Below are 20,527 nucleotides of genomic sequence, written 5' to 3' on the forward strand. Positions count from 1 at the left end.
CATTTTGGTAGAATGCTTGAAAGGAGAAGGTTGGTAATGAATAAGTACGAAGACATTCTAAAAGGGGACACAGTAAAGTTTGATCGTTTGTATCATAAGTATCATCCAGTAGTGTATAAGTTTCAAAAAAAGTATTATCTGAAAGATTTTGATCGAGAAGATTGGTTGCAAGAGGGGCGAATCATCTTTCATCGTTCGCTAGAAAAATACGAAGAGGCTCATGATGTTTCAATTGGGAAGTTTTTTAAGTCAAACTTTGAAAACCATATTCGCAGTCTGGTTAGAAAACAATGCGCACTCAAACGAACGATCGACACACAGTCAGTCTCTTTAGATCAAAAAATGGAGAAACAGGGAGAATCATTTTTCGATTACATAAGGGTAGAAGAAACAGATGTATTAGAGCAAATGATCATTCGGGAGAAGTTAGAACAGCTGCCAGTCATGTTGTCACCGTTTGAACGTACCACATTTCAAGAATACATGAATGGTAAAGAATTAGAAGAGATTGCTAAAGACACAGATAGCCGCGAAATCACTGTTAGAAGTGCATATGATCGGGCCAAAAGGAAGCTAAAAGCGATTATTTATGATTAAATGAGAAGTTTTACATTTTTCACATCAAATAATTATCCATTTATAAATTATAATTAGTTGCATTTCATTTTATGCTATGGTAAACTTGTTATTTTTATTGATATGTGGTATAATGTCATCTGAGGTGAATGCAATGCCAACAACTTTAGCTTCCATTAAAAAAGATCTAGAATGTCGTATCGGCAGCAAAATCACATTAGTTGCTCAGACCGGCAGAAAGCGTCAAACAGAACGTAATGGTATTTTGACAGAAACGTATCCATCTGTCTTCGTTGTAGATTTAGATCCAGATGAAAACTCATTTGAACGAGTTTCTTATAGTTATTCAGATGTGTTGACACGCACAGTAGAGATTGAATTTGTCAGTGAAGCAGTCTAGAATTTATTAATTTTAAAGAGTAGAGCTAAAGCGTTTTCGCTTTGGCTCTACTCTTTTTGGTATAACTAAATTTTATTTTCTAAGGCAAAGAATGATTGAAACCATTTTAATCCAGCTCTACTTAGAACAATACTACGATTTTGCGGGTGTTTAATTAGCCATTCACGGGCAATGCATTCATTAAAAAAAGTGGTGCCCAGATGTCCAGCTAAATGGAACCTTCGTTCCGTCCAATCAAGACAGGGTTTAGCGAATATACCTGGTTTCTTTTTTAAATCATGAGTATTAATGCTCAACTCAGTAAAAAATGTTTCTCCCGCACTAGTCAGAGATAACTGATCATTCTCTAAAATCAGAAACTGTAGTTGGCGTAACTGATCAAAAAACTGCACACCCAATTCACCAGCTAGATGGCAGTAACAACTTCGGCCAGCTTTTAACTGTTTATATTCTGTACTTTTATTATATGATGTAATAGGTTTTATCGGACTAAGGTGCATTAACTGTTCCATTAATTCAGCAATCTCATCATTGGATAGACAGTAATAAACAGATCTCCCTTGTTTATGGGATGTGAGCCAGCCCTGTCCAGCCATTTTTTTCAAATGATAAGAGGCTGTGTGATCTTTAATGTGAACTAACTTAGCAAGTTCGTGAACAGTATGGTAGCGTTTATCCATTAGAATTGTTATGATTTGAATACGCGATTCATCACTTAATATTTTCGTTATTTGACTAATATCAGGAAACCCCTGCATCTATATTCCCTACCTTTCAATTCCACTGAATACCTCAATCTGCATCGAGATATCCTTATTATATACTATTTACATCTTACAAGAAGAGGTGCTAAGTATGTACAAACAACTCAATAAAAATTCTTTCTATTATGGCTTTCCAGTAGTTTTAATGACGACTAGAAATAAAGATACTGGTTCAGACGATTTAACGCCAATCAGCTCAACATGGACACTTGATCGGTCCGTAGTTTTAGGTCTAGGCTTGGATAATCAAGGATTCCACAACTTAAAAGTCGGTAGTGATTTAACGTTAAATATTGCCGATCAAAGCATATGGGAGCAAATCGAAAAGATTGATAAAAAGACTGGAAATCCAACGGTTCCTGAATATAAAAAGCAATTAGGATATGATTATTGCGAGAATAAGTTTCGATTGGCAAAATTTTCCAAATTAGCTGGTATTTCAGTATCTACTGCACGTATAGCAGAATGTCTGATTCAAATAGAAGCTTGTGTGACCGATATTATGGTACGAAAAAATTATGCCATAATTGAAACAACAGTGCAGGCAATTCATGTTTCGGAAGAAATCTTAGCCGATGAGACCCATATCGATGTGGAAAAATGGCATCCGTTGATTTACAAATTTAGGGAGTATGCGACCACAGATAAACATTTAGGTAAGAATTTTAGGTTCCAAGAATTTCTTAAATAGTAACGCTGTAAAATAATTGATAGGACTCTTTGCTAAATCTAAGCCCTTATTTATTCACTTAATTTCATCGAGGTTGGGACAGAGATGTCTAATTCTTAAGAAGCAGTGTCTGTTCCAACCGGTTATTCAACCTTTTTTACTGACCGTAGATAAATCCCAATGCCAATCCAGATAAGAACAAAGCCTAACAGTTGAGTAGTTGAAAAATGCTCTCCAAAAACAAATATTGCTAGAAATAGCATGATCGAAGGCCCAATGTATTGAATAAAGCCAAGTGTGATATAATCGCTATTTTTGTTCGCAATCGAGAAAAGAAATAGCGGAATCACAGTCAGGATCCCAGATATTAGTAATAACAATTGTTCAGAAACAGGATAAGTAAAATAACTGGTCTCTGCGTAAAAGTACAAGTAATAACAGGCAAAAGGGCTAAGTAGCAAAGTTTCCCAAAATAAACTAGTTAGAGATGAAATAGTCGTTTTTTTCTTTGTTAGTCCGTAAAAGCCAAACGTTCCAGCAATTAATAGTGCATTGAATGGAATATGGCCGGTGTATATAGATAATAGGATGACACCTGCTAGACCAAATCCAGCAGCTACCAAAATAAAATTGCTCGCTTTTTCCTTTAATAGATAGATCCCTAAGATAACACTCAGGATAGGATTGATATAGTAGCCTAAACTTGCATCAAGGGTATTGCCAGAATTTACAGTAGTAATGAACAATAACCAATTGACCGAAATTAAAATAACTCCTAGTAGGAGATAAGCAAGTTTGCTTTTACTTTTAAATAAAATTTTGGTTTCTTGAACGATTGCTTTGGTTTTTCCAAATAAAAGGATTGATCCAAGAAGGACAATACATGAGAAGATGATTCGATAGGCAAGTAAGTCCCTCGAATCAACATTTTTTACCACTTTCCAATACAAGGGAAGCACCCCCCAGATAATATAAGCTAGTATACCGCTTAGAACACCTTTATTTCTTTTCATATTTTCCTCCTTCGTGCGTATTTATTTATCATGGGGTTAACTATAATCGAAAAATGCATCTATATTCATCGATATATGATTTTTGTTGAGAAATGCTAGCTGAAGCTCTGAAATCGTAATTTGTGTATGAAGTAAAGTTATGTTAGACTTTCGCTAGATACACAAAGGAGGATATGTAATGAGTGAACAAGAAAAGGTCAAAGAAGAACAAAAACAACCAGATTTATTGGCTGAAAAAATGATGGGGACTAGAACGATCATTATTTCCAGTGAAATCAATGAGCAAATGGCAAAAGAAGTCTGTACGCAGTTACTATTACTAGAATCAATCAATGATGAACCAATTAATTTGTTTATCAGCAGTAACGGAGGGCATGTTGATTCTGGTTATCTGATCTTTGACATGATTAATTTTATCAAACCAAAAGTGAACATTATTGGTTCAGGTTGGGTAGTTAGTGCAGGGGCGCTTATCTACTTATCCAGTGAAAAAGAGCGTCGTTATTGTTTGCCAAATACCCGCTTTATGATTCACGAACCCTCAGGTGGAACACAAGGCCAATCCAGCGATATGGAAATCACGGCCAAAGAAATCATTCGCACAAGAGAGAAAATCAACCAGCTTATAGCGAAAGAGACTGGTAAAGATATTGAGCAAGTCAAAAATGATACAGCAAGAGATTACTGGTTAAATGCTGAAGAAGCGCTTGAATACGGCATTGTCAATAAAATCATCACACATAGAAGTGAGATTGTCTAAGCATTAAAAAAGAAGTTCAAGAACAATTAAAGAGCCGTATATCCTTCAACAATGAAGTGATTTACGGCTTTATTTGTGTTGTCTTTGAAAATCGTTTCAATTCTTTATCTAATATATACTTCTCTAACAACATATGGTAGAATTTAAAAGATTGTGAAGATGGTTAGGTAATGGATTAGAATAGGTGAAAAAGAATGGAAATCATAGAAAAAGCGCCCGCAAAAATCAACTTGGGGTTGGATGCTCTCTATAAAAGACAAGATGGTTATCATGAACTAGAGATGATCATGGCTAGTGTAGATTTAGCCGATCGGCTGACCTTTGAACTGTTGCCGAAAAACGAAATAGTGATCGAAACAAATAGCTCCTTTTTACCAGTGGATAGAAGAAATCATGTGTATCAAGCCGCAGAACTGTTGAAGAACACGTTTCATCTTACTCAGGGAGTTAAAATTTACATAGAAAAAAGAATCCCCGTAGCAGCAGGTTTAGCTGGAGGCAGCAGTGACTGTGCCGCAGCCTTACGAGGATTGAACCGCTTATGGAATTTGGGTTTGTCAGTGGAAGAGCTAGCGGAATTGGGGAGTGTAATTGGCTCGGATGTTCCTTACTGTATTCATGGTGGGACGGCTTTTGTCACAGGACGTGGGGAAAAAATCGAGTTTTTACCAGCGATGCCTCAATGTTGGGTCGTTTTAGTAAAACCCAAAATGAGTGTTTCTACTAGTTCGATTTTTAGCAGTTTATCGTTTAACAGCGTTCAACATCCTGATATTATTGGATTGAAGCGAGCAGTTGAAACGGATGATTATCAGTTGATGACTGAAAAAATCGGCAATGCTTTAGAAGGCGTGACGATCAAACGTCACCCAGTGATTCAGCAAATCAAAGATCGGATGTTGAAATATGGAGCAGATGCAGCGTTAATGAGCGGCAGTGGTCCAACGGTCTTTGCATTATGTGAGAAGAAGACCCGAGCACAACGAATTTATAACGGGCTAAAAGGCTTTTGTGATGAAGTGTATATTGTGCGGACGTTAAAATGAAAACTTAGAATATATACGTAAAAAAACCATTCGATTGAGTGGTTTTTTGTGCATTATAAACAAGTCAAAAAGAGACATGTATTTGTTTTTGAGGGTACATGTTTCCCATCGTTATCTTTTTTCTGATGGCGTGAAAGGTATTCTTCTGACTGTTCTTGAACATTTTCTCTAAGATCGAGGCGAAAGCTTTCAGCTATAGTAATAATCTTTTTTTCTGTTTTCTCTTGACGTTCGCTTTCCCTTCTGGTAAATTAGTTCTTGCTACTAAATCGTAAATATTACGATTTGAATAAGACAAATCGAAATGGGGCTAAAAGAGATGAGAAAAAACAACTGGAAATATATTGTAGGATTCCTTTTAATGGCAGCTATGTTGACACTAACTGCTTGTGGGCAGACAAAAGAGCAAGACAATTCTGGGAAAAGTGATACAATAAAAGTCGTGACAACTTTTTACCCAATGTACGATTTTGCTAAAAACGTGGTCGGTGACGCTGGAGATGTTCAATTATTGATCCCAGCTGGAACAGAACCTCATGACTATGAGCCAAGTGCCAAAGATATTGCCAAGATCACAGATGCAGATGTGTTTGTGTACAACAGTCATGAATTAGAGACGTGGGTCAAAGATGTTTTAGAAAATGTTGATGAGAAAAAAGTTGCTGTCGTAGAAGCAGCAGGTTCGATCGATTTAATGGCTGGTGCTGCTCATGATCATGACGAAGAAGAAGCAGATCACGAGGAACATGACCATGATCACGAATTAGATCCTCATGTTTGGCTAGATCCAGTTTTAGCCCAAAAAGAAGTTGAAGCGATTCGCGATGCACTAGTCAAAAAATACCCAGATAAAAAAGAAACATTTGAGAAAAATGCGACAGCGTATAGTGAAAAATTAAAAGAGTTAGATTCAGAATATAAAGAAGCATTTACGAATGCTAAAAACAAAACGTTTGTCACACAACATGCTGCGTTTGGCTATTTAGCAAAACAATACGGGTTGACACAAGAATCGATTGCTGGAATTTCACCAGACCAAGAACCATCACCAAGTCGTTTAGCCGAGTTGAAAAAATATATTAAAGAACATAATGTGTCAGTGATTTATTTTGAAACATCTGCTTCATCAAAAGTTGCTGAAACCTTAGCAAGTGAAACAGGGGTAGAACTTGCGGTGCTTAATCCGTTAGAAAGTATTACCCAAAAAGAACAAGATCAAGGTGAAGATTACATTTCAGCGATGAAAGCCAACCTTGAAGCATTGAAGAAAAGCGTTAAGTAAGTAGAATCGGGACAAAAGATAGCCAGTTTTTTCTCCCGATTTAAGTAGTTTATCAGGTTAAAGAAGGAGTAGAGTCATGCATTATCTAGAAGTCAAAGACCTTACATTTTATTATGATGATGAGCCAGTCTTGGAGGACGTTTCCTATTATGTCGATCCTGGTGAATTTGTGATTCTAACAGGAGAAAACGGTGCAGCCAAATCGACATTGATCAAGAGTACTTTAGGGTTATTAAAACCAACTAAAGGAAAAATCACGATCGCAAAAGAAAATACAACAGGTGAAAAACTGAGTATTGGTTATATTCCTCAGCAAGTGGCGTCATTTAATGCAGGGTTTCCAAGTACCGTGATCGAGTTAGTGCGCTCAGGCCGTTTTCCACGTAATCGCTGGTTTAAACCATTGACAAAAAGAGACCATCAGCATGTGGAAAAAGCCTTGAAAGCAGTTGGCATGTGGGACATGCGTCATAAACGGATCGGTGAACTTTCTGGTGGACAGAAACAACGCATCAGTTTAGCGCGTATTTTTGCGACAGACCCTGATTTATTTATTTTAGATGAACCAACAACAGGGATGGATGAAACGTCTAGAAACGAATTTTATCGCCTTTTAAAACATAATGCTCATGATCATGGTAAAGCGATTTTGATGATTACTCACGATCATGAAGATATCAAATCTTATGCAGATCGACAAATCCGTTTGGTTCGTAAAGAGGACTCCGAGTGGAGATGCTTTCATATGAGTTCAGATATCGCATAAAATGTGCCAGTATACTGTTTAAATGAATTATGCAGAGGTATTTAATTTCTATTGTGCTGAAAAAATAGCGTCCTAAAACTTGTGGAAATTTCCACAAGTTTTTTTGTTTTACATAATTAAAAAACGACTATGCTTCATGAAATATGTTTCAACTTTTGAAATACGTTTATAAGTAAGCGCATACTATATATCTTTTGAAAGAGGTTTCATATAATAGGGTTACAAAATTAAAAAAAGGAGATTACACAATGAAAGCAAAAATCATGGATTCAATGCAGAAATTTTCAAAAGCAATGTTTGTACCGGTATTGATCTTGCCAATCGCTGGGATTTTAATTGCAATTGGAAATGTTTTTACCAATCCACGGTTAATTGAGCGGTTACCATTTTTGGATAATCCAGTCACTATGGGTTTTGGTAGTATTTTATCCGCATCATTATTACCAATTTTAACGAATTTAGGCATTATTTTTTGTGTGGGGATTGCTTTAGGTCTTGCAAATAAAAAAAAGGCTGAAGCAGCATTTACTTCTTTATTAGGGTATTTAGTTTTTCTTTATGCAATGAATAAGTTTATGGAACTGCGTGGGATGTTGGTTGATCCAGCTGAACTTCAAGGTTCTGGTCAAACGTTGGTTTTAGGGATTCAAGTGTTGGATATGGGGGTATTTTTAGGGATTATTTTAGGGTTGGTTGTGGCTTTAGTCCATAATCGATTTATTGATACAGTGTTTAATAATGCGTTTCAAGTTTACGGCGGTGCTCGTTTTGTTTTTATTATCTTAATTCCATTATTAGTAGCGTTAGCAATTGTCTTTTCATTTGTTTGGCCGATCGTTCAAACTGGCATCGATAATTTAGGCGGTGTGATCAAGGAAACAGGGAACTTTGGGATTTTTATTTATGGTACCTTGGAGCGTTTGCTCATTCCAACAGGCTTGCATCATTTAGTTTATACACCATTTTTATACACGTCTCTTGGTGGAGTGGCAGATATTGGTGGTCAGGTGTTTGAAGGGGCACGGAATATTTATTTTGCGGAAATCGCGGATCCAGCAATCAAAGTATTATCGTCAAGTGTTATCTGGGATGCACGTGGTATTTCTAAGATGTTTGGATTGGTGGGCGCTTGTTTGGCCATGTATCAGACAGCAAAACCAGAAAATAAATTTAAAGTAAAAGCCATTTTGATTCCGGCCGTAGTGACCTCATTTATTGCAGGTGTGACTGAACCAATTGAATTTTCATTTATGTTTGTGGCACCGATGCTCTTTGTTATTCATTCTGCTTTAAGTGGGTTGAGTATGGTCGCTTTAAATATGTTGGGTTCAAGAGCGATTGGTCCGAATGGTTTTATTGATTTTGTTTTATACAACTTACCTTTAGGAATTGAAAAGACTAGATGGCCTGTCTACATTGCCGTCGGTATTTGCTTCTTTTTCATCTATTATTTCACGTTTAAGCTGCTGATCACTAAGCTCAACTTGAAAACGGTTGGCAGAGAAGATTCAGGACAGGAAACTAAATTATTTACTAAAAAAGAATATAAGCAAAAGCAACAAGCGCAACCTGTCCCAAGCAATTCAGATGGCTTAAATGGACAAATAATATCAGATTCAGACCAGTTGTCAGCTGTGATCGTTAAGGGGTTAGGTGGAGACGAGAATATTAAATCGATTGACAATTGTTATACTCGTTTACGTTTAAAAGTTGTAAATCCAGCGTTAGTTGATGAAGAGCTGTTGAAGGTAGAAACAGAGGCGAAAGGGGTCATTAAGAATGGGGAAAGTGTTCATGTAGTTTATGGCTTAACCGTTCCGCAAATTCGTGAAAATCTAGAAAAATATTTAGGTAGAGAGGAAGAAGAATAATGAAAAAATTTTCAGTAGTAATAGCCGGTGGAGGAAGTACGTTTACACCTGGAATCGTCATGATGCTTTTGGATAATCAAGATCGTTTTCCACTAAGGACATTAAAACTATACGATAATGATGAAGAACGTCAAAAAACCTTGGGGGATGCGTTAGCGATTTTACTCAGAGAACAAGCACCTGAAATTGATTTCTCTTATACGACAGATCCTGAAGCAGCCTTTTCTGATGTGGATTTTTGTATGGCGCATATTCGTGTTGGAAAGTATGCAATGCGTGAAAAAGACGAAAAAGTGCCTTTACGCCATGGCGTTTTTGGACAAGAAACATGTGGTCCTGGTGGAATTGCCTATGGAATGCGTAGCATTACTGGGATGTTGGAAATTATTGATTACATGGAAAAATATTCTCCAGAGTGCTGGATGTTGAATTATTCTAACCCGGCAGCAATTGTTGCAGAAGCTTGCCGCGTATTACGTCCGGATTCTAAAATTTTAAATATTTGTGATATGCCTGTAGGGACGTTACGTCGGATGTCTCAAATCGTTGGAAAAACACCAGCAGAACTAGAAGTTCGTTATTTTGGTTTAAATCATTTTGGCTGGTGGACAAGCGTGAAAGATCAATCAGGACATGAATATATTGATCAAATTCGTGATTATGTCGCAGAAAATGGCTATTTAACACAAGTAGAAGTGGATACTCAGCATACAGATCCAAGCTGGCAGGAAACGCATAGAAAAGCAAAAGATTTATTAGCAGTAGCGCCAGACTATTTACCGAATACGTATCTAAAGTATTATTTATACCCAGATTATGTGCTAGATCACATGATGGAGCATCCAGAATATACTCGTTCAAATGAAGTAATGGAAAATCGGGAGAAACATGTTTTTGATCATGCAAAAAAAATTACTGCTCAAGGTTCAGCGGAAGGAATTGCTTTTGAAATTGATGCACATGCGTCATTTATTGTAGATTTAGCAAGAGCAATTGCTTTTAACACACATGAACGGATGGTAATGATTGTAGAAAATAATGGCGCAATCGCTAACTTTCCTGATGATGCAATGGTAGAAGTTCCTTGTATTGTAGGAAATGATGGGCCAGAAGCATTGACTCAAGGGATTATTCCGCAATTCCAGCAAGCGTTGATGTTCCAACAAGTAACAGTAGAAAAGTTGGTTGTTGAAGCCTATGCTGAAAATAGCTATCAAAAGATGTGGCAAGCGTTAACATTATCCAAAACTGTTCCAAGCGCTCAAGTAGCGAAAGAATTATTGGATGATTTAATTAGTGAAAATGGTGATTATTGGCCAGAATTACACTAAATTTTAAAGCGAAGGGTACTTCTGGTTTTCCTGAGGTACCCTTTTAAAATGAGGAGGATTTCGTATGGATGTAGCATTAATTGGTTTAGGTAAAATGGGGTTAGGTATTGCTGAAAATTTGAGCCAAAAAGAAGGGTATCAGCTTTCTGGTATGGATCTAAACCAGCAAGTGAAATCAGAATTTGAGAAGCAGTATGGGGCATTTTATTCAAATATAGATGCATTATTTTCAGAAAAAAAGAGTCGCGGAATTGTTTGGATTATGTTGCCTGCGGGTGAAACGACGAATCACATGATCAAGGCATGCTGTGAGAAATTGGTACTAGGCGATATTATCATAGACGCAGGGAATTCAAAGTACCTAGACAGCAAACAGAATTTTGAGTATTGTCAGACAAAAGGGATTCACTTTTTAGATGTGGGTACTTCAGGAGGAATGGAAGGCGCTCGAACTGGGGCTTGTATGATGGTTGGCGGAGCAGAGATGATCTTTAAAGAGCTTGAGGATTTATTTGCTGATTTATGTGTAGAGAATGGTTACCTCTATTGTGGCCCAGCTGGTAGTGGTCATTACTTAAAAATGGTGCATAATGGCATCGAATACGGCATTATGCAGTCGATTGGTGAAGGATTTAACGTATTACATCACAGCCCTTATGACTACCAATTAGGAGAAGTAGCCAAAGTGTTTAATCATGGTTCAGTTATTCGTTCTTGGTTGATGGAATTGACTGAAAATCTATTTAAGGAAACGACCGATTTTTCAATGATTGCAGGGATCGTGCCATCTTCTGGTGAAGGAAAATGGACGGTCGAAGAAGCCTTACGCTTAAATTTAGCAATCCCAGTCATTACGCAATCGTTAATGACACGCTATTCATCAAGTGACAATGAGAAAATAAATGAAAAAGTGATCGCTTTATTGAGAAATCAGTTTGGTGGTCATGCATTTGTGAAGGAAGAGTCATGATGAACGATGGCTTGTTAGCTATTGATATCGGTACAACCGCAATTAAAATAGGGATTATTAAACAACATAAATTGCTGTATCAAAAGGCTTATGGGATTAAAACATACAATGACAGCGATGGCTCAAACTACCAGCTCTCAGGTGAAATTATCAATGTAATTTATCTAGCTATCAAAGAAATATCGCCAAGGTTTCTGCAACAGGTACGAAAAATCAGTTTTAGCGTTGCCATGCATAGCTTGATGCCAGTAACTCATCCGTTAACGCTTCATGAGAAAATATTTATTTGGTCTGATTCACAAGCGGAAGCAACGATCGAAATAGTTAAAGAAAGTCCGCTAGCTCAGAAGTTCTATTTGAAAACGGGAACACCGAATCATTTTATGTCACCGTTTGCGAAACTACTTCATTTTCAACGACAAAGCCTGTACCCAAGTACGACGAAGTGGTATGGGCTGAAAGAGCTAGTTATGCAGGTTTTTACAGGAAACTACTTGATTGATTATGCAACGGCATCAGCAACAGGCTTATTAAATTTGAGTGAATTGAACTGGGATAAAGAAATTTTAAATTACTTGGACATTCATGAAAATCAATTGGGCGAATTGGCTGATACAACAGCTTCTCTACCGATCTTAAAAGACGTTGCAGAAAATCTCAAACTATCGGAAGAGACTGAGGTAGTTATTGGCGCAAGTGATGGTTGTTTAGCGGCTTATGCGGGCTATATGGCGACTGGGATACCAAATAGTTTAACGATTGGTACTAGTGCTGCCGTTCGGAAAATAACTAGTGAAAAGCGTTTTGATGCAAATAAGCAAAATTTTTGTTACTACCTAAATGAGAATTACTATGTAATTGGTGCACCCTCAAATAATGGTGGATGCGTGTTAGAGTGGGCAAGTAACATTCTGACGGATGATCCAAAGACTTTTTATGAAACCTTAACAGCTAAAATCCAAGCTTCGCCTATCGGCGCTAATGGCTTACGTTTTTTTCCTTATATCAACGGGGAACGAGCCCCTTTTTGGTCAACAAATAAGCGGGCGCATTTTAAAAATTTTTCAATTACTCATACTCAGGCAGATCTTTCTCGAGCAGTTGTCGAAGGGGTATTGATGAATCTAAAAATATTAAAAGAAATGCTCGGAGACGTAAGCGAGTTCTCATTGAGTGGTGGCTTTTTTAAAACGGAAATGTTATGCGAAATGACAGCTAATATACTTGATGCCAAGTGTTGGTTATCAGCCTTCAATGAACCGATTTTTGGCTTATACTATTTAATTTATGGCTCAAATCAGGTACAGGAAGTGCCCGTTAAAGAAATTATTAGTGATGAAAAACAACAAGTAGAGTATAACCGTTTATTTAACGATTACTTTGCTTAGGGAAGTTTAAGAGACTAATTTGCCGATAAAAATGGTTTTTTCATTTTTATCGGCATTATTTTGGGTGCCAATAATCTAAAAAACAAATCAGCTTAATCCCGGACGAACTCTTCTACGATGTACTCCATCAGCAATAATAGTTTTCCAAAAAAACTATTATAATGGGTATTTTGACTATCAAGTGGTCGTTCATCTTCTACTTCAAAAACAAGTGATGCCAGAGCATTTGCCCGATGCTGTCCATTGCCGGTAAACAAAATAATCGGAATATTGTTTTCTTTTGAATGAGTCATCTTCTCAATAACTTTTTGGGTCTCGCCTGATTTAGAAATAGTTATTAACATACTGATGTTGTCGATGTTATTGTTAATGATTCCGGCAGAATCTGAAGCGCTAACAAATAAGGTTTTGATTCCATTGACTAATAATTTTTTGTAGAGATATTCTGCTATGATACTAGAAAAACCAGTTGCGTAGATAGTAATAAATTTGTCTTTGTTTTTTACGTAAATAGTTTTCATTTCTTTGATTGAGGCTTCAATTCTTTGCGTATCAATATGATAATCAATCGTAGCTTTTGAGGTCATCTGGGTATTAGGCTGGCTATTTTTTAAGTAATAAAAAAGCTCAGTGTATCCTGAAAAGTCCAATTTTTGGGCCAAACGTACAATGGTTGCAGGTGAAGTATAGGTTTCGGTGGCAATTTTTCGCAACGATACACCATCAAGTAGTTCTATATTTGTAATCAAATAGGAAAGGATCTGCTTTTCATTTTCAGAAAGCTGTTTTCCTTTAGTAATAATATCTAGCTCCACAAAAATACCTCCAAATGTTCAGATAGTATCATCATACAACTTTTTTTGTTTTTTGTTAATAAAGGTTATTTTATTTTTGAATCAGTATTTTGTAGTAAATGTATTAGCGCTTGGTCGCCTGCTAATTTATCAAGGTACTAAGTTTTCTAGAATAAGCAACGTCTTCTTCTCGTGAACCAAAAGAGGTTCCCTGTGCTGTCGATGCATTATCAATAGTTGAATTATTTGCATCTGTATCCGCCTTACCTGTTTCAAAGGTTGAGACGGGTGGTTGTTGAGAGCTTCCATTATCTTCTAGAAGGTAATTTTCTAAGTTGTTGTTATCATTTTGGGCTATTTGTTTCCATATTTTCTTTATTGTCTGTATCTTTTATATTTAGTCTATAATAAGGTTAAATACATGACTAAAAGATATGATTATATTATTAAATGAAAAATAGGTAAAAATAATTAAATAATTGAAACTATCTATCGTTTTTTGCACACTCTTAAGATGAAGTAAAGACATGTCTTGGGGGAATTTTTATGCATTTTAGTGATGAGATAAGTAGAAAAGAATTTGTGGAGTATACGGAAAAAACAAAAAAAGGAAATTATTTACAAACAATAGAAATGGCTGATTTAAAGAAAACTAGAGGACAATCAGTATTTTTTGTAGGATTAAAAGATCAGTGTGGCAAAGTTGTTTATGCAGCTGTAGCAACAAGACTGAAACTAAGAGTTGGTTTTGAGTATAATATTTCTGGATTTGAGATGCCTAGTGAAGAGAATAATTTTAAAGTATTCATATCAGGTATGAAAAAATTTGTAAAAAAAAATAATGGAATATATATGATAATCCAACCAAATATTAGACATGGAATGTTTGACAACGTAGGAAATCAGATTGGAGAAATTGATAATAAAGCAGTTCAATTTTTTTCAGAAGAAGGATTCGACTATGAACCTGCGAAGAGAGGATTTAATGATAACGGAAATCCTTTTTGGATTTATGCAAAAGATATTAAAGGATTTTCTTATAAAGAACTAGCAAAAACTTACAATAAGGAAGCTGTTTATAGTCTGAAAAAAACGAATCAGTTTGGCATCAAAGTAAGAAACTTAGATTATAGTGAATTATCCATGTTCAAAAAAATTACAGAAGAAACTAGCGAAAGAAGAAATTTTCATGATAAATCTCTTTTATATTATGAACAAGTATATAAAATTTATGGAGACCAAGCAAAATTTTTAATTGCTGAACTAAATATACAAAATTACTTGGATGGTTTACTTCAAAAAAAGGATAAATTATCGAAAAAAATCAAAGACCTGAATTCATATTTGGATGAACACGATAATAAATTGAAGAAAGGTTATAAGAAAAAAGCGAATCAAAAAAAGGAATTGTTATCGCAAAAAGTAACATACGAAAAAAGAATCGCTGAAGCGTTACTTATCCAGCAAAAAAACGTTAATAATACAATTATTTTGGCATGTGCGCTATTTTTAATATGCCCTCATGAAGTTGTATACTTGTTTTCTGGAACAGTTGAGCAGTATAAAAATATGTATGCTCCTTTTTTGATACAAGATGAAATGCTTAAATATACAGCGGAAAATAACATTCCTTTATATAATTTTTATGGGATAGAAGGAAACTTCGATGGCAGTGATGGTGTTCTTAAGTTTAAAGAAGCTTTTAACGGATACGCAGTCGAACTTATAGGAGAGTTTAAATTCTACACAAGCAGTTTGAAGACAAAAATGTATTTAGCAATGAAAAAATTCGTAAGACTGATACGAAAGGATAGCTTAAAGTAGCGTGTTTCTACTGAATTGAGATTTTGAGAAAGCACAATATTGATATGAATTTATATGATGGAATCTTTCTAAAGCAAGGTTGGATGTGAACAAAATTTAGAGCAATACACCAAAGTTTCGAATTACCTTTATAGTCAAATGAAGATGTAGAAGTGGTAAAAAGGGTAGATCAGATTATTTAGAATAATTCTCTTGACTAGTTGTTTTTATAATGCTAAAGTATATCTTGCTACTTAATCGTAACTCTTACGATTTGAGTTATTAAAACGTAATGGTGCAGGAAAAGAGACCTTAGTGTTCTCACGACTGTTCCCACAAAATATAATAGGCTTCTAAAGCTTTATGTAACAAGGAGGAAAATGATTTTGGAGATGCTTTCATATGAGTTCATGAGAAAAGCCTTCTTAGCTGCAACCTTTATTTCGGTTATTGCACCAATGTTAGGTGTGTTTCTTGTGATCAGAAGACAATCTTTAATGGCGGATACTCTTTCTCATGTATCACTCGCTGGAGTTGCTTTAGGATTCTTCTTAAATTGGAATCCAGATATCATGACACTGGTTGTCGTGATCATTGCCGCTATTATTTTAGAATATCTACGAATGATCTATAGTACGTATTCGGAAATTTCGATTGCGATTTTAATGTCCGGTGGCTTAGCTTTAGCTTTGGTGCTGATGAACCTCAGCGGAGGAAATTCAGCGGCCAGTATCCAGTCGTATCTATTTGGCTCGATCGTGACGATCACATGGCAGCAGGTCGTTATTTTGGCGGTTCTATTTGTAGTATTAGTGATTTTGTTTGTCTTATTCAAACGTCCGATGTATGTGTTGACCTTTGATGAAGATACAGCCCATGTGGACGGATTACCCATTCACTGGATGTCGATGCTGTTCAACGTGATCACAGGTGTAGCAATCGCTGTAATGATCCCAATTGCGGGCGCGTTATTGATATCAGCGATCATGGTTTTACCGGCTGCAATCGGGATGCGCATTGGTAAAGGATTTAATACGGTCATTATTATTAGTGTTATCATGGGATTGATTGGCATGCTAACAGGATTGACGGGGTCTTATTATTTAGAAACACCGCCAAGTGCCAGCATCACATTGATTTTTATCGCATTATTTATTCTTGTCAGTATCGTCCGAAAATTAGTTGTAACGATGCAACGAAATAAGAAAATGAGTCAAAGAGAAACGTAAATAAGGTAGCTGGAGATAAGGGAAAAACGAAAGTTTTTTTCCTTATCTTCTTTTTTGTTTCTTAAATTGCGAACTATTTTTCGTTTTTTTCAAAAAATGCTCGATTTTTTTTGCAAAACACCCTATAATAGGGAACGATAGATTATGAGGAAGTATCATTTATTTTACTTGTTGAAAAATAATGAATAACGAACCTATAAAAAATAAGGGATAATCATTATTCAAACGAATAATAAACCTTAAAGGAAAGAGGAGAAGAAGTGACAGATTCTAAAATTCGGAGAAGCGAACGATTGATTGATATGACACAGTACTTGTTGGATCATCCCCATACATTGGTTTCTTTGACCCATTTTGCACAGCGCTATAAATCAGCTAAATCATCGATCAGTGAAGATTTAGCGATCATTAAAAAAACATTTAAGCAACGAGGTACAGGAATTCTTGAAACAATTCCAGGAGCAGCCGGTGGTGTGCGTTTTATCCCGGAAATTCCCTTTGAGGAATCAAAAGAATTGGTATTGGCTTTGTGTGAACGTTTATCAGAACAAGATCGTCTGTTGCCAGGAGGATATGTCTATCTTTCTGATTTATTGGGACAGCCAGAATTATTGCGCCAAGTTGGGAGAATCATTGCTTCTAAATATTTAGGTGAAAAAATCGATGCTGTTATGACAGTGGCGACAAAAGGGGTACCGATCGCTCAAGCGGTTTCGTATTACTTGAATGTGCCGTTTGTCATCGTGCGTCGTGATTCAAAAATCACTGAAGGCTCAACTGTTAGTGTGAATTACGTTTCTGGTTCATCTGAACGAATCGAAAAAATGGAATTATCAAAACGCAGCTTAAAACGTGGTTCAAGAGTGCTAGTCGTGGATGACTTCATGAAAGGCGGCGGAACCGTTAACGGAATGAAGAGCCTGATCGAAGAATTTGAGGCAGAGCTTGTTGGGATCACAGTGTTTGCGGAATCTAAATTTAAAGGACAACGTGCGATCGAAGATTATACGTCATTGCTTTATGTAGAAGATGTGGATACACGGACGAAAACGATCAATGTAGTTCCTGGGAATTATTTTGACGAATAGAATTGGAACCAGCTATCAGAAATGATGAGCTGGTTTTTTTATTGAGAAAGTGGCAAATGATATCCTTTTTAATCAGCTGAAAATACATAAAATCGTTATATTTATGAGAGAAAGCTTGAAAAAAATGGATGTACGTTAATATGTACGCATGGAGGTGTTAAACATGGAAGTAATTACCCCTACGAATTTTATAAAAGATATGTTTAATGTTTTAAAAGATATTGCGGCTTCCAACAAAGAATTGGAAGTAACCCTTAATTCCCAAATCGGTACTAATGACGGTGTTGTTATGATCTCTAAAAGAGAATGGCAGGCAATACAAGAAGAATTATATTTACAAAGAACTGGAACATTAGATTATGTATTCAACCTAATGGAGAATGAGTCGGAAGATGATTTCGAGGACACCTAATTTATGAGTGATGAATGGGGGTATTCAAGTACAAGATTGATAAAAAAGTATGCTTGTTAAGACAGATGCTGTCAGGTCATACTATGAAACTGATTTATCAAATTGTTTTATTTATGGTACAATAAATAAAACAATTTGTTTGTTGTACCATAAATATAGAATAGGGGATTCAAATAGTATGGATTTGAATAATATAGAAAATAAAGAAGAACGTAATAAAGAATTGAGTGAGTCAACCTCAGATGACGTATTACGTTACTATAATTTAGGAAATGCATTAGAAAAACAAAAAAAATATCAAGAAGCAGGAGAGGCTTATCGAAAGGCAATAGAATTAAATCCTACTCATGCCACTACTTATTATAATTTGGGGTGTGTATTAGAAGAACAAGGAAAATATGAAGAAGCAGTAGAAGCCTATCAAAAGGCAATAGAATTAAATCCTGATTATGCATCTGCCTATTATAAATTAGGAAATATATTAGACAAACAAGGAAAATATGAAGAAGCAGTAGAGGCGTATAAAAAAGCAATAGAATCAAATCCTGACCATGCCTCTACCTATTATAAATTAGGAAATAGGTTATACAAACAAGGAAAATATGAAGAAGTAGTACAAGCCTATAAAAAAGCAATAGAATTAAATCCTAATTATACCTCTGCCTATAATAACTTAGGAATAGCCTTAGACAAACAAGGAAAATATGAAGAAGCAGTAGAAGTCTACCAAAAAGTAATGGAATTAAATCCTAATAATGCCACTATCTATTATAATTTAGGGAATACATTATACAAACAAAAAAAATATGATCAGGCAATAAAGGTCTATCAAAAAGCAATAGAATTGAATCCTAATTATGCCTCTGCCTATAATAATTTAGGAAATGCGTTAGATAAACAAGAAAAATATGAAGGAGCAGTAGAAGCTTATCAAAAAGCAATAGATTTAAAGAAAAGTAATACGATGTATTATAATAATTTAGGGAATACATTATACAGGAAAAAAGAATATGATAAAGCTATAGAGGTCTTTAAAGAAGTAATAGAATTAAATCCAGCCAATGCTTCTGCTTATAATAAAGTCGGTCTTATATTGACCAAACAAGAAAAACATAACCAAGCTATTAAATATTATCAAAAGGCAATAAAATTAGATCCTAAAAACATTAAGTATAATAATAATTTAGCTTCAGCCTTCGAAATTACCAAAAACTATTCTGGTGCGTTGACCGATCTCTTACAAAAAATAGGAATTGAACAAGTCTCATATGATACCATGATAAAAATTATAGAAAATAATAAGGAATATGAGCTTGATTATGAAGAAATTATTAATTCAATGACGAACTATAATAATAATTTTTTACAGAAACTAATTAAAGAAACAACTAGTTCAATGACCGATACCCAGTCAATTTTTAAAGCTATTATCAAAATAATCATTAACATAAACTATTTTAAAAGTTCATTACTATTAAAAGATGATGTTGTCTTGTATCAGTATACTTCTATCAATACATTATCTAGTCTACTAAAATTACAAGAGGATACTAAAGACACCAATATCAATATACGATTATATAATACTGAATATATGAATGATCCAGAAGAAGGGAAGTTTCTATCAAATCTATTAAGAATGAAACTAGAGGAAAAAAATGAGCACTGTGAAGAAACTATTTCCAAATTAATTCATAATATATGCGATGTTAGAAATGATGTCAGTCATGCATTTATATCCTCTTTAACAAAAAATAAAGATGATATTCCTATGTGGAAAATGTACGGTGATGATAACAAAGGTATTTCATTAGGCTTTAAGCAACTACCAATTTCTGAAGACGAAAGTTTGTACGGACAAGAAGAGAATAATAATATTGAAGATGATGAGTATTTTGATGATAAAAACTACCAATTTATTGAAACGTCTCCTTTAACGTATAAAATTCAATATTTAAAAAATGATGATGATTTAGCGACTAAAGAAGATCTTCAAATAAAACTGTTAGTTGATAATATTTTTTACGTAATTAGCAAAATTCATGGTCAAGAAACAATTTCCACTACATTCAACACGTTTTTATCTATCGAATTAGACAAAATAAAGTTCTTAGTTAAGAATAAAAAATATAATTATGAGAATGAATATCGACTTTTACAAATGACGAAAGATTTTACACATGCCAAACATGATCCAAATAATCCTAAGTTATTTTTAGAAGTAAATACGATAAGTTTAGAAAAAGTGATATTCGGAGTGAATTTTGAAAATTATTATAATTGGGTTCCATTTATTTTGAAAAAAGCACCCGAATTGAATTTTTCAGATGTAAAAAAATCTGAAATTCCTTTAAGATAAAAATA

The 20,527-nt window shown here is 35.1% G+C and carries 19 protein-coding genes; 16 read left to right on the forward strand and 3 right to left on the reverse strand.

What is annotated here, in order from left to right:
* Positions 1-36: 36 nt before the first annotated feature.
* Both RV15_RS05610 and RV15_RS05615 read left to right on the forward strand, forming a co-directional pair.
* The gene (locus tag RV15_RS05610) at positions 37-597 is read left to right on the forward strand and encodes a sigma-70 family RNA polymerase sigma factor (RefSeq protein WP_071877078.1); all 561 of its coding nucleotides are present in this window, start codon (positions 37-39) and stop codon (positions 595-597) included.
* A 133-nt stretch (positions 598-730) separates the two neighbouring features.
* On the forward strand, positions 731-976 hold the full coding sequence (locus RV15_RS05615; protein ID WP_010761984.1) for a Veg family protein: 246 nt from the start codon (positions 731-733) through the stop codon (positions 974-976).
* A 65-nt stretch (positions 977-1,041) separates the two neighbouring features.
* Here RV15_RS05615 and RV15_RS05620 read toward each other — a convergent pair whose 3' ends face one another.
* On the reverse strand, positions 1,042-1,734 hold the full coding sequence (locus RV15_RS05620; protein WP_071877079.1) for an ArsR/SmtB family transcription factor: 693 nt from the start codon (positions 1,732-1,734) through the stop codon (positions 1,042-1,044).
* 97 nt (positions 1,735-1,831) lie between these two features.
* Here RV15_RS05620 and RV15_RS05625 point away from each other — a divergent pair, with 97 nt between their 5' ends.
* Positions 1,832-2,431: a flavin reductase gene (locus RV15_RS05625; protein ID WP_071877080.1), complete on the forward strand. Its 600-nt coding sequence runs from the start codon at positions 1,832-1,834 to the stop codon at positions 2,429-2,431.
* 122 nt (positions 2,432-2,553) lie between these two features.
* On the opposite strand, the gene rarD is transcribed toward RV15_RS05625, so the two are convergent.
* Complete coding sequence (rarD, locus tag RV15_RS05630; RefSeq protein ID WP_071877081.1) at positions 2,554-3,423, reverse strand: EamA family transporter RarD; 870 nt, start codon at positions 3,421-3,423, stop codon at positions 2,554-2,556.
* Between the two features lie 178 nt (positions 3,424-3,601).
* Here rarD and RV15_RS05635 point away from each other — a divergent pair, with 178 nt between their 5' ends.
* From RV15_RS05635 to RV15_RS05670, 8 genes are all read left to right on the forward strand, one after another.
* On the forward strand, positions 3,602-4,183 hold the full coding sequence (locus RV15_RS05635) for an ATP-dependent Clp protease proteolytic subunit (protein ID WP_071877082.1): 582 nt from the start codon (positions 3,602-3,604) through the stop codon (positions 4,181-4,183).
* A gap of 194 nt (positions 4,184-4,377) precedes the next feature.
* Positions 4,378-5,229 carry a 4-(cytidine 5'-diphospho)-2-C-methyl-D-erythritol kinase gene (gene ispE / locus RV15_RS05640; RefSeq protein ID WP_071877083.1) on the forward strand — a complete coding sequence of 284 codons (852 nt, stop codon included), beginning with the start codon at positions 4,378-4,380 and terminating at the stop codon, positions 5,227-5,229.
* A gap of 319 nt (positions 5,230-5,548) precedes the next feature.
* A complete protein-coding gene (locus RV15_RS05645) occupies positions 5,549-6,511 on the forward strand; it encodes a metal ABC transporter substrate-binding protein (RefSeq protein ID WP_071877084.1) in 963 nt (320 codons plus the stop codon).
* Positions 6,512-6,587: 76 nt separating this feature from the next.
* Entirely contained in the window at positions 6,588-7,277 is a 690-nt protein-coding gene (locus tag RV15_RS05650; protein ID WP_071877085.1) for a metal ABC transporter ATP-binding protein, read from the forward strand.
* 248 nt (positions 7,278-7,525) lie between these two features.
* A complete protein-coding gene (locus RV15_RS05655; protein WP_071877086.1) occupies positions 7,526-9,148 on the forward strand; it encodes a PTS transporter subunit EIIC in 1,623 nt (540 codons plus the stop codon).
* Positions 9,148-10,479 carry a 6-phospho-alpha-glucosidase gene (locus RV15_RS05660; protein ID WP_071877087.1) on the forward strand — a complete coding sequence of 444 codons (1,332 nt, stop codon included), beginning with the start codon at positions 9,148-9,150 and terminating at the stop codon, positions 10,477-10,479. The genes RV15_RS05655 and RV15_RS05660 overlap by 1 nt, the downstream gene beginning before the upstream one ends.
* Before the next feature lie 64 nt (positions 10,480-10,543).
* Positions 10,544-11,449, forward strand: coding sequence for a phosphogluconate dehydrogenase (NAD(+)-dependent, decarboxylating) (gnd, locus tag RV15_RS05665; RefSeq protein WP_071877088.1), 906 nt, complete (start codon positions 10,544-10,546; stop codon positions 11,447-11,449).
* On the forward strand, positions 11,449-12,837 hold the full coding sequence (locus RV15_RS05670) for a gluconokinase (RefSeq protein WP_071877089.1): 1,389 nt from the start codon (positions 11,449-11,451) through the stop codon (positions 12,835-12,837). Before gnd ends, RV15_RS05670 begins: the two co-directional genes overlap by 1 nt.
* Before the next feature lie 92 nt (positions 12,838-12,929).
* Here RV15_RS05670 and RV15_RS05675 read toward each other — a convergent pair whose 3' ends face one another.
* Positions 12,930-13,652 (reverse strand): MurR/RpiR family transcriptional regulator, encoded by a 723-nt coding sequence (locus RV15_RS05675; protein ID WP_071877090.1) that lies wholly within the window; start codon positions 13,650-13,652, stop codon positions 12,930-12,932.
* A gap of 525 nt (positions 13,653-14,177) precedes the next feature.
* On the opposite strand from RV15_RS05675, the gene RV15_RS05680 reads away from it, so the two are divergent.
* The 5 genes from RV15_RS05680 to RV15_RS05700 all read left to right on the forward strand — a co-directional run bounded on the left by RV15_RS05680 (position 14,178) and on the right by RV15_RS05700 (position 20,522).
* Positions 14,178-15,455: a peptidoglycan bridge formation glycyltransferase FemA/FemB family protein gene (locus RV15_RS05680; RefSeq protein ID WP_071877091.1), complete on the forward strand. Its 1,278-nt coding sequence runs from the start codon at positions 14,178-14,180 to the stop codon at positions 15,453-15,455.
* 365 nt (positions 15,456-15,820) lie between these two features.
* A complete protein-coding gene (locus tag RV15_RS05685; RefSeq protein ID WP_071877196.1) occupies positions 15,821-16,663 on the forward strand; it encodes a metal ABC transporter permease in 843 nt (280 codons plus the stop codon).
* A 260-nt stretch (positions 16,664-16,923) separates the two neighbouring features.
* Positions 16,924-17,751, forward strand: a complete 828-nt coding sequence (purR, locus tag RV15_RS05690; protein WP_071877092.1) for a pur operon repressor — start codon at positions 16,924-16,926, stop codon at positions 17,749-17,751.
* Between the two features lie 163 nt (positions 17,752-17,914).
* Positions 17,915-18,163, forward strand: a complete 249-nt coding sequence (locus tag RV15_RS05695) for a prevent-host-death protein (protein ID WP_071877093.1) — start codon at positions 17,915-17,917, stop codon at positions 18,161-18,163.
* A 178-nt stretch (positions 18,164-18,341) separates the two neighbouring features.
* Positions 18,342-20,522, forward strand: a complete 2,181-nt coding sequence (locus tag RV15_RS05700) for a tetratricopeptide repeat protein (protein WP_071877094.1) — start codon at positions 18,342-18,344, stop codon at positions 20,520-20,522.
* Positions 20,523-20,527 lie beyond the last annotated feature (5 nt).

The sequence above is a fragment of the Enterococcus silesiacus genome (genome assembly GCF_001886225.1).
GTDB classification, from domain to species: Bacteria; Bacillota; Bacilli; order Lactobacillales; family Enterococcaceae; genus Enterococcus_L; species Enterococcus_L silesiacus.

What these genes read in the sequence shown, in the direction of transcription:
- RV15_RS05655 (WP_071877086.1), top strand. Translation starts at nt 7,526, where the DNA reads ATGAAAGCAAAAATCATGGATTCAATGCAGAAATTTTCAAAAGCAATG.
- RV15_RS05610 (WP_071877078.1), top strand. Translation starts at nt 37, where the DNA reads ATGAATAAGTACGAAGACATTCTAAAAGGGGACACAGTAAAGTTTGAT.
- RV15_RS05680 (WP_071877091.1), top strand. Translation starts at nt 14,178, where the DNA reads ATGCATTTTAGTGATGAGATAAGTAGAAAAGAATTTGTGGAGTATACG.
- RV15_RS05615 (WP_010761984.1), top strand. Translation starts at nt 731, where the DNA reads ATGCCAACAACTTTAGCTTCCATTAAAAAAGATCTAGAATGTCGTATC.
- RV15_RS05660 (WP_071877087.1), top strand. Translation starts at nt 9,148, where the DNA reads ATGAAAAAATTTTCAGTAGTAATAGCCGGTGGAGGAAGTACGTTTACA.
- RV15_RS05645 (WP_071877084.1), top strand. Translation starts at nt 5,549, where the DNA reads ATGAGAAAAAACAACTGGAAATATATTGTAGGATTCCTTTTAATGGCA.
- RV15_RS05620 (WP_071877079.1), bottom strand. Translation starts at nt 1,734, where the DNA reads ATGCAGGGGTTTCCTGATATTAGTCAAATAACGAAAATATTAAGTGAT.
- RV15_RS05695 (WP_071877093.1), top strand. Translation starts at nt 17,915, where the DNA reads ATGGAAGTAATTACCCCTACGAATTTTATAAAAGATATGTTTAATGTT.
- RV15_RS05700 (WP_071877094.1), top strand. Translation starts at nt 18,342, where the DNA reads ATGGATTTGAATAATATAGAAAATAAAGAAGAACGTAATAAAGAATTG.
- gnd (WP_071877088.1), top strand. Translation starts at nt 10,544, where the DNA reads ATGGATGTAGCATTAATTGGTTTAGGTAAAATGGGGTTAGGTATTGCT.
- RV15_RS05635 (WP_071877082.1), top strand. Translation starts at nt 3,602, where the DNA reads ATGAGTGAACAAGAAAAGGTCAAAGAAGAACAAAAACAACCAGATTTA.
- rarD (WP_071877081.1), bottom strand. Translation starts at nt 3,423, where the DNA reads ATGAAAAGAAATAAAGGTGTTCTAAGCGGTATACTAGCTTATATTATC.
- RV15_RS05670 (WP_071877089.1), top strand. Translation starts at nt 11,449, where the DNA reads ATGAACGATGGCTTGTTAGCTATTGATATCGGTACAACCGCAATTAAA.
- RV15_RS05650 (WP_071877085.1), top strand. Translation starts at nt 6,588, where the DNA reads ATGCATTATCTAGAAGTCAAAGACCTTACATTTTATTATGATGATGAG.
- RV15_RS05625 (WP_071877080.1), top strand. Translation starts at nt 1,832, where the DNA reads ATGTACAAACAACTCAATAAAAATTCTTTCTATTATGGCTTTCCAGTA.
- ispE (WP_071877083.1), top strand. Translation starts at nt 4,378, where the DNA reads ATGGAAATCATAGAAAAAGCGCCCGCAAAAATCAACTTGGGGTTGGAT.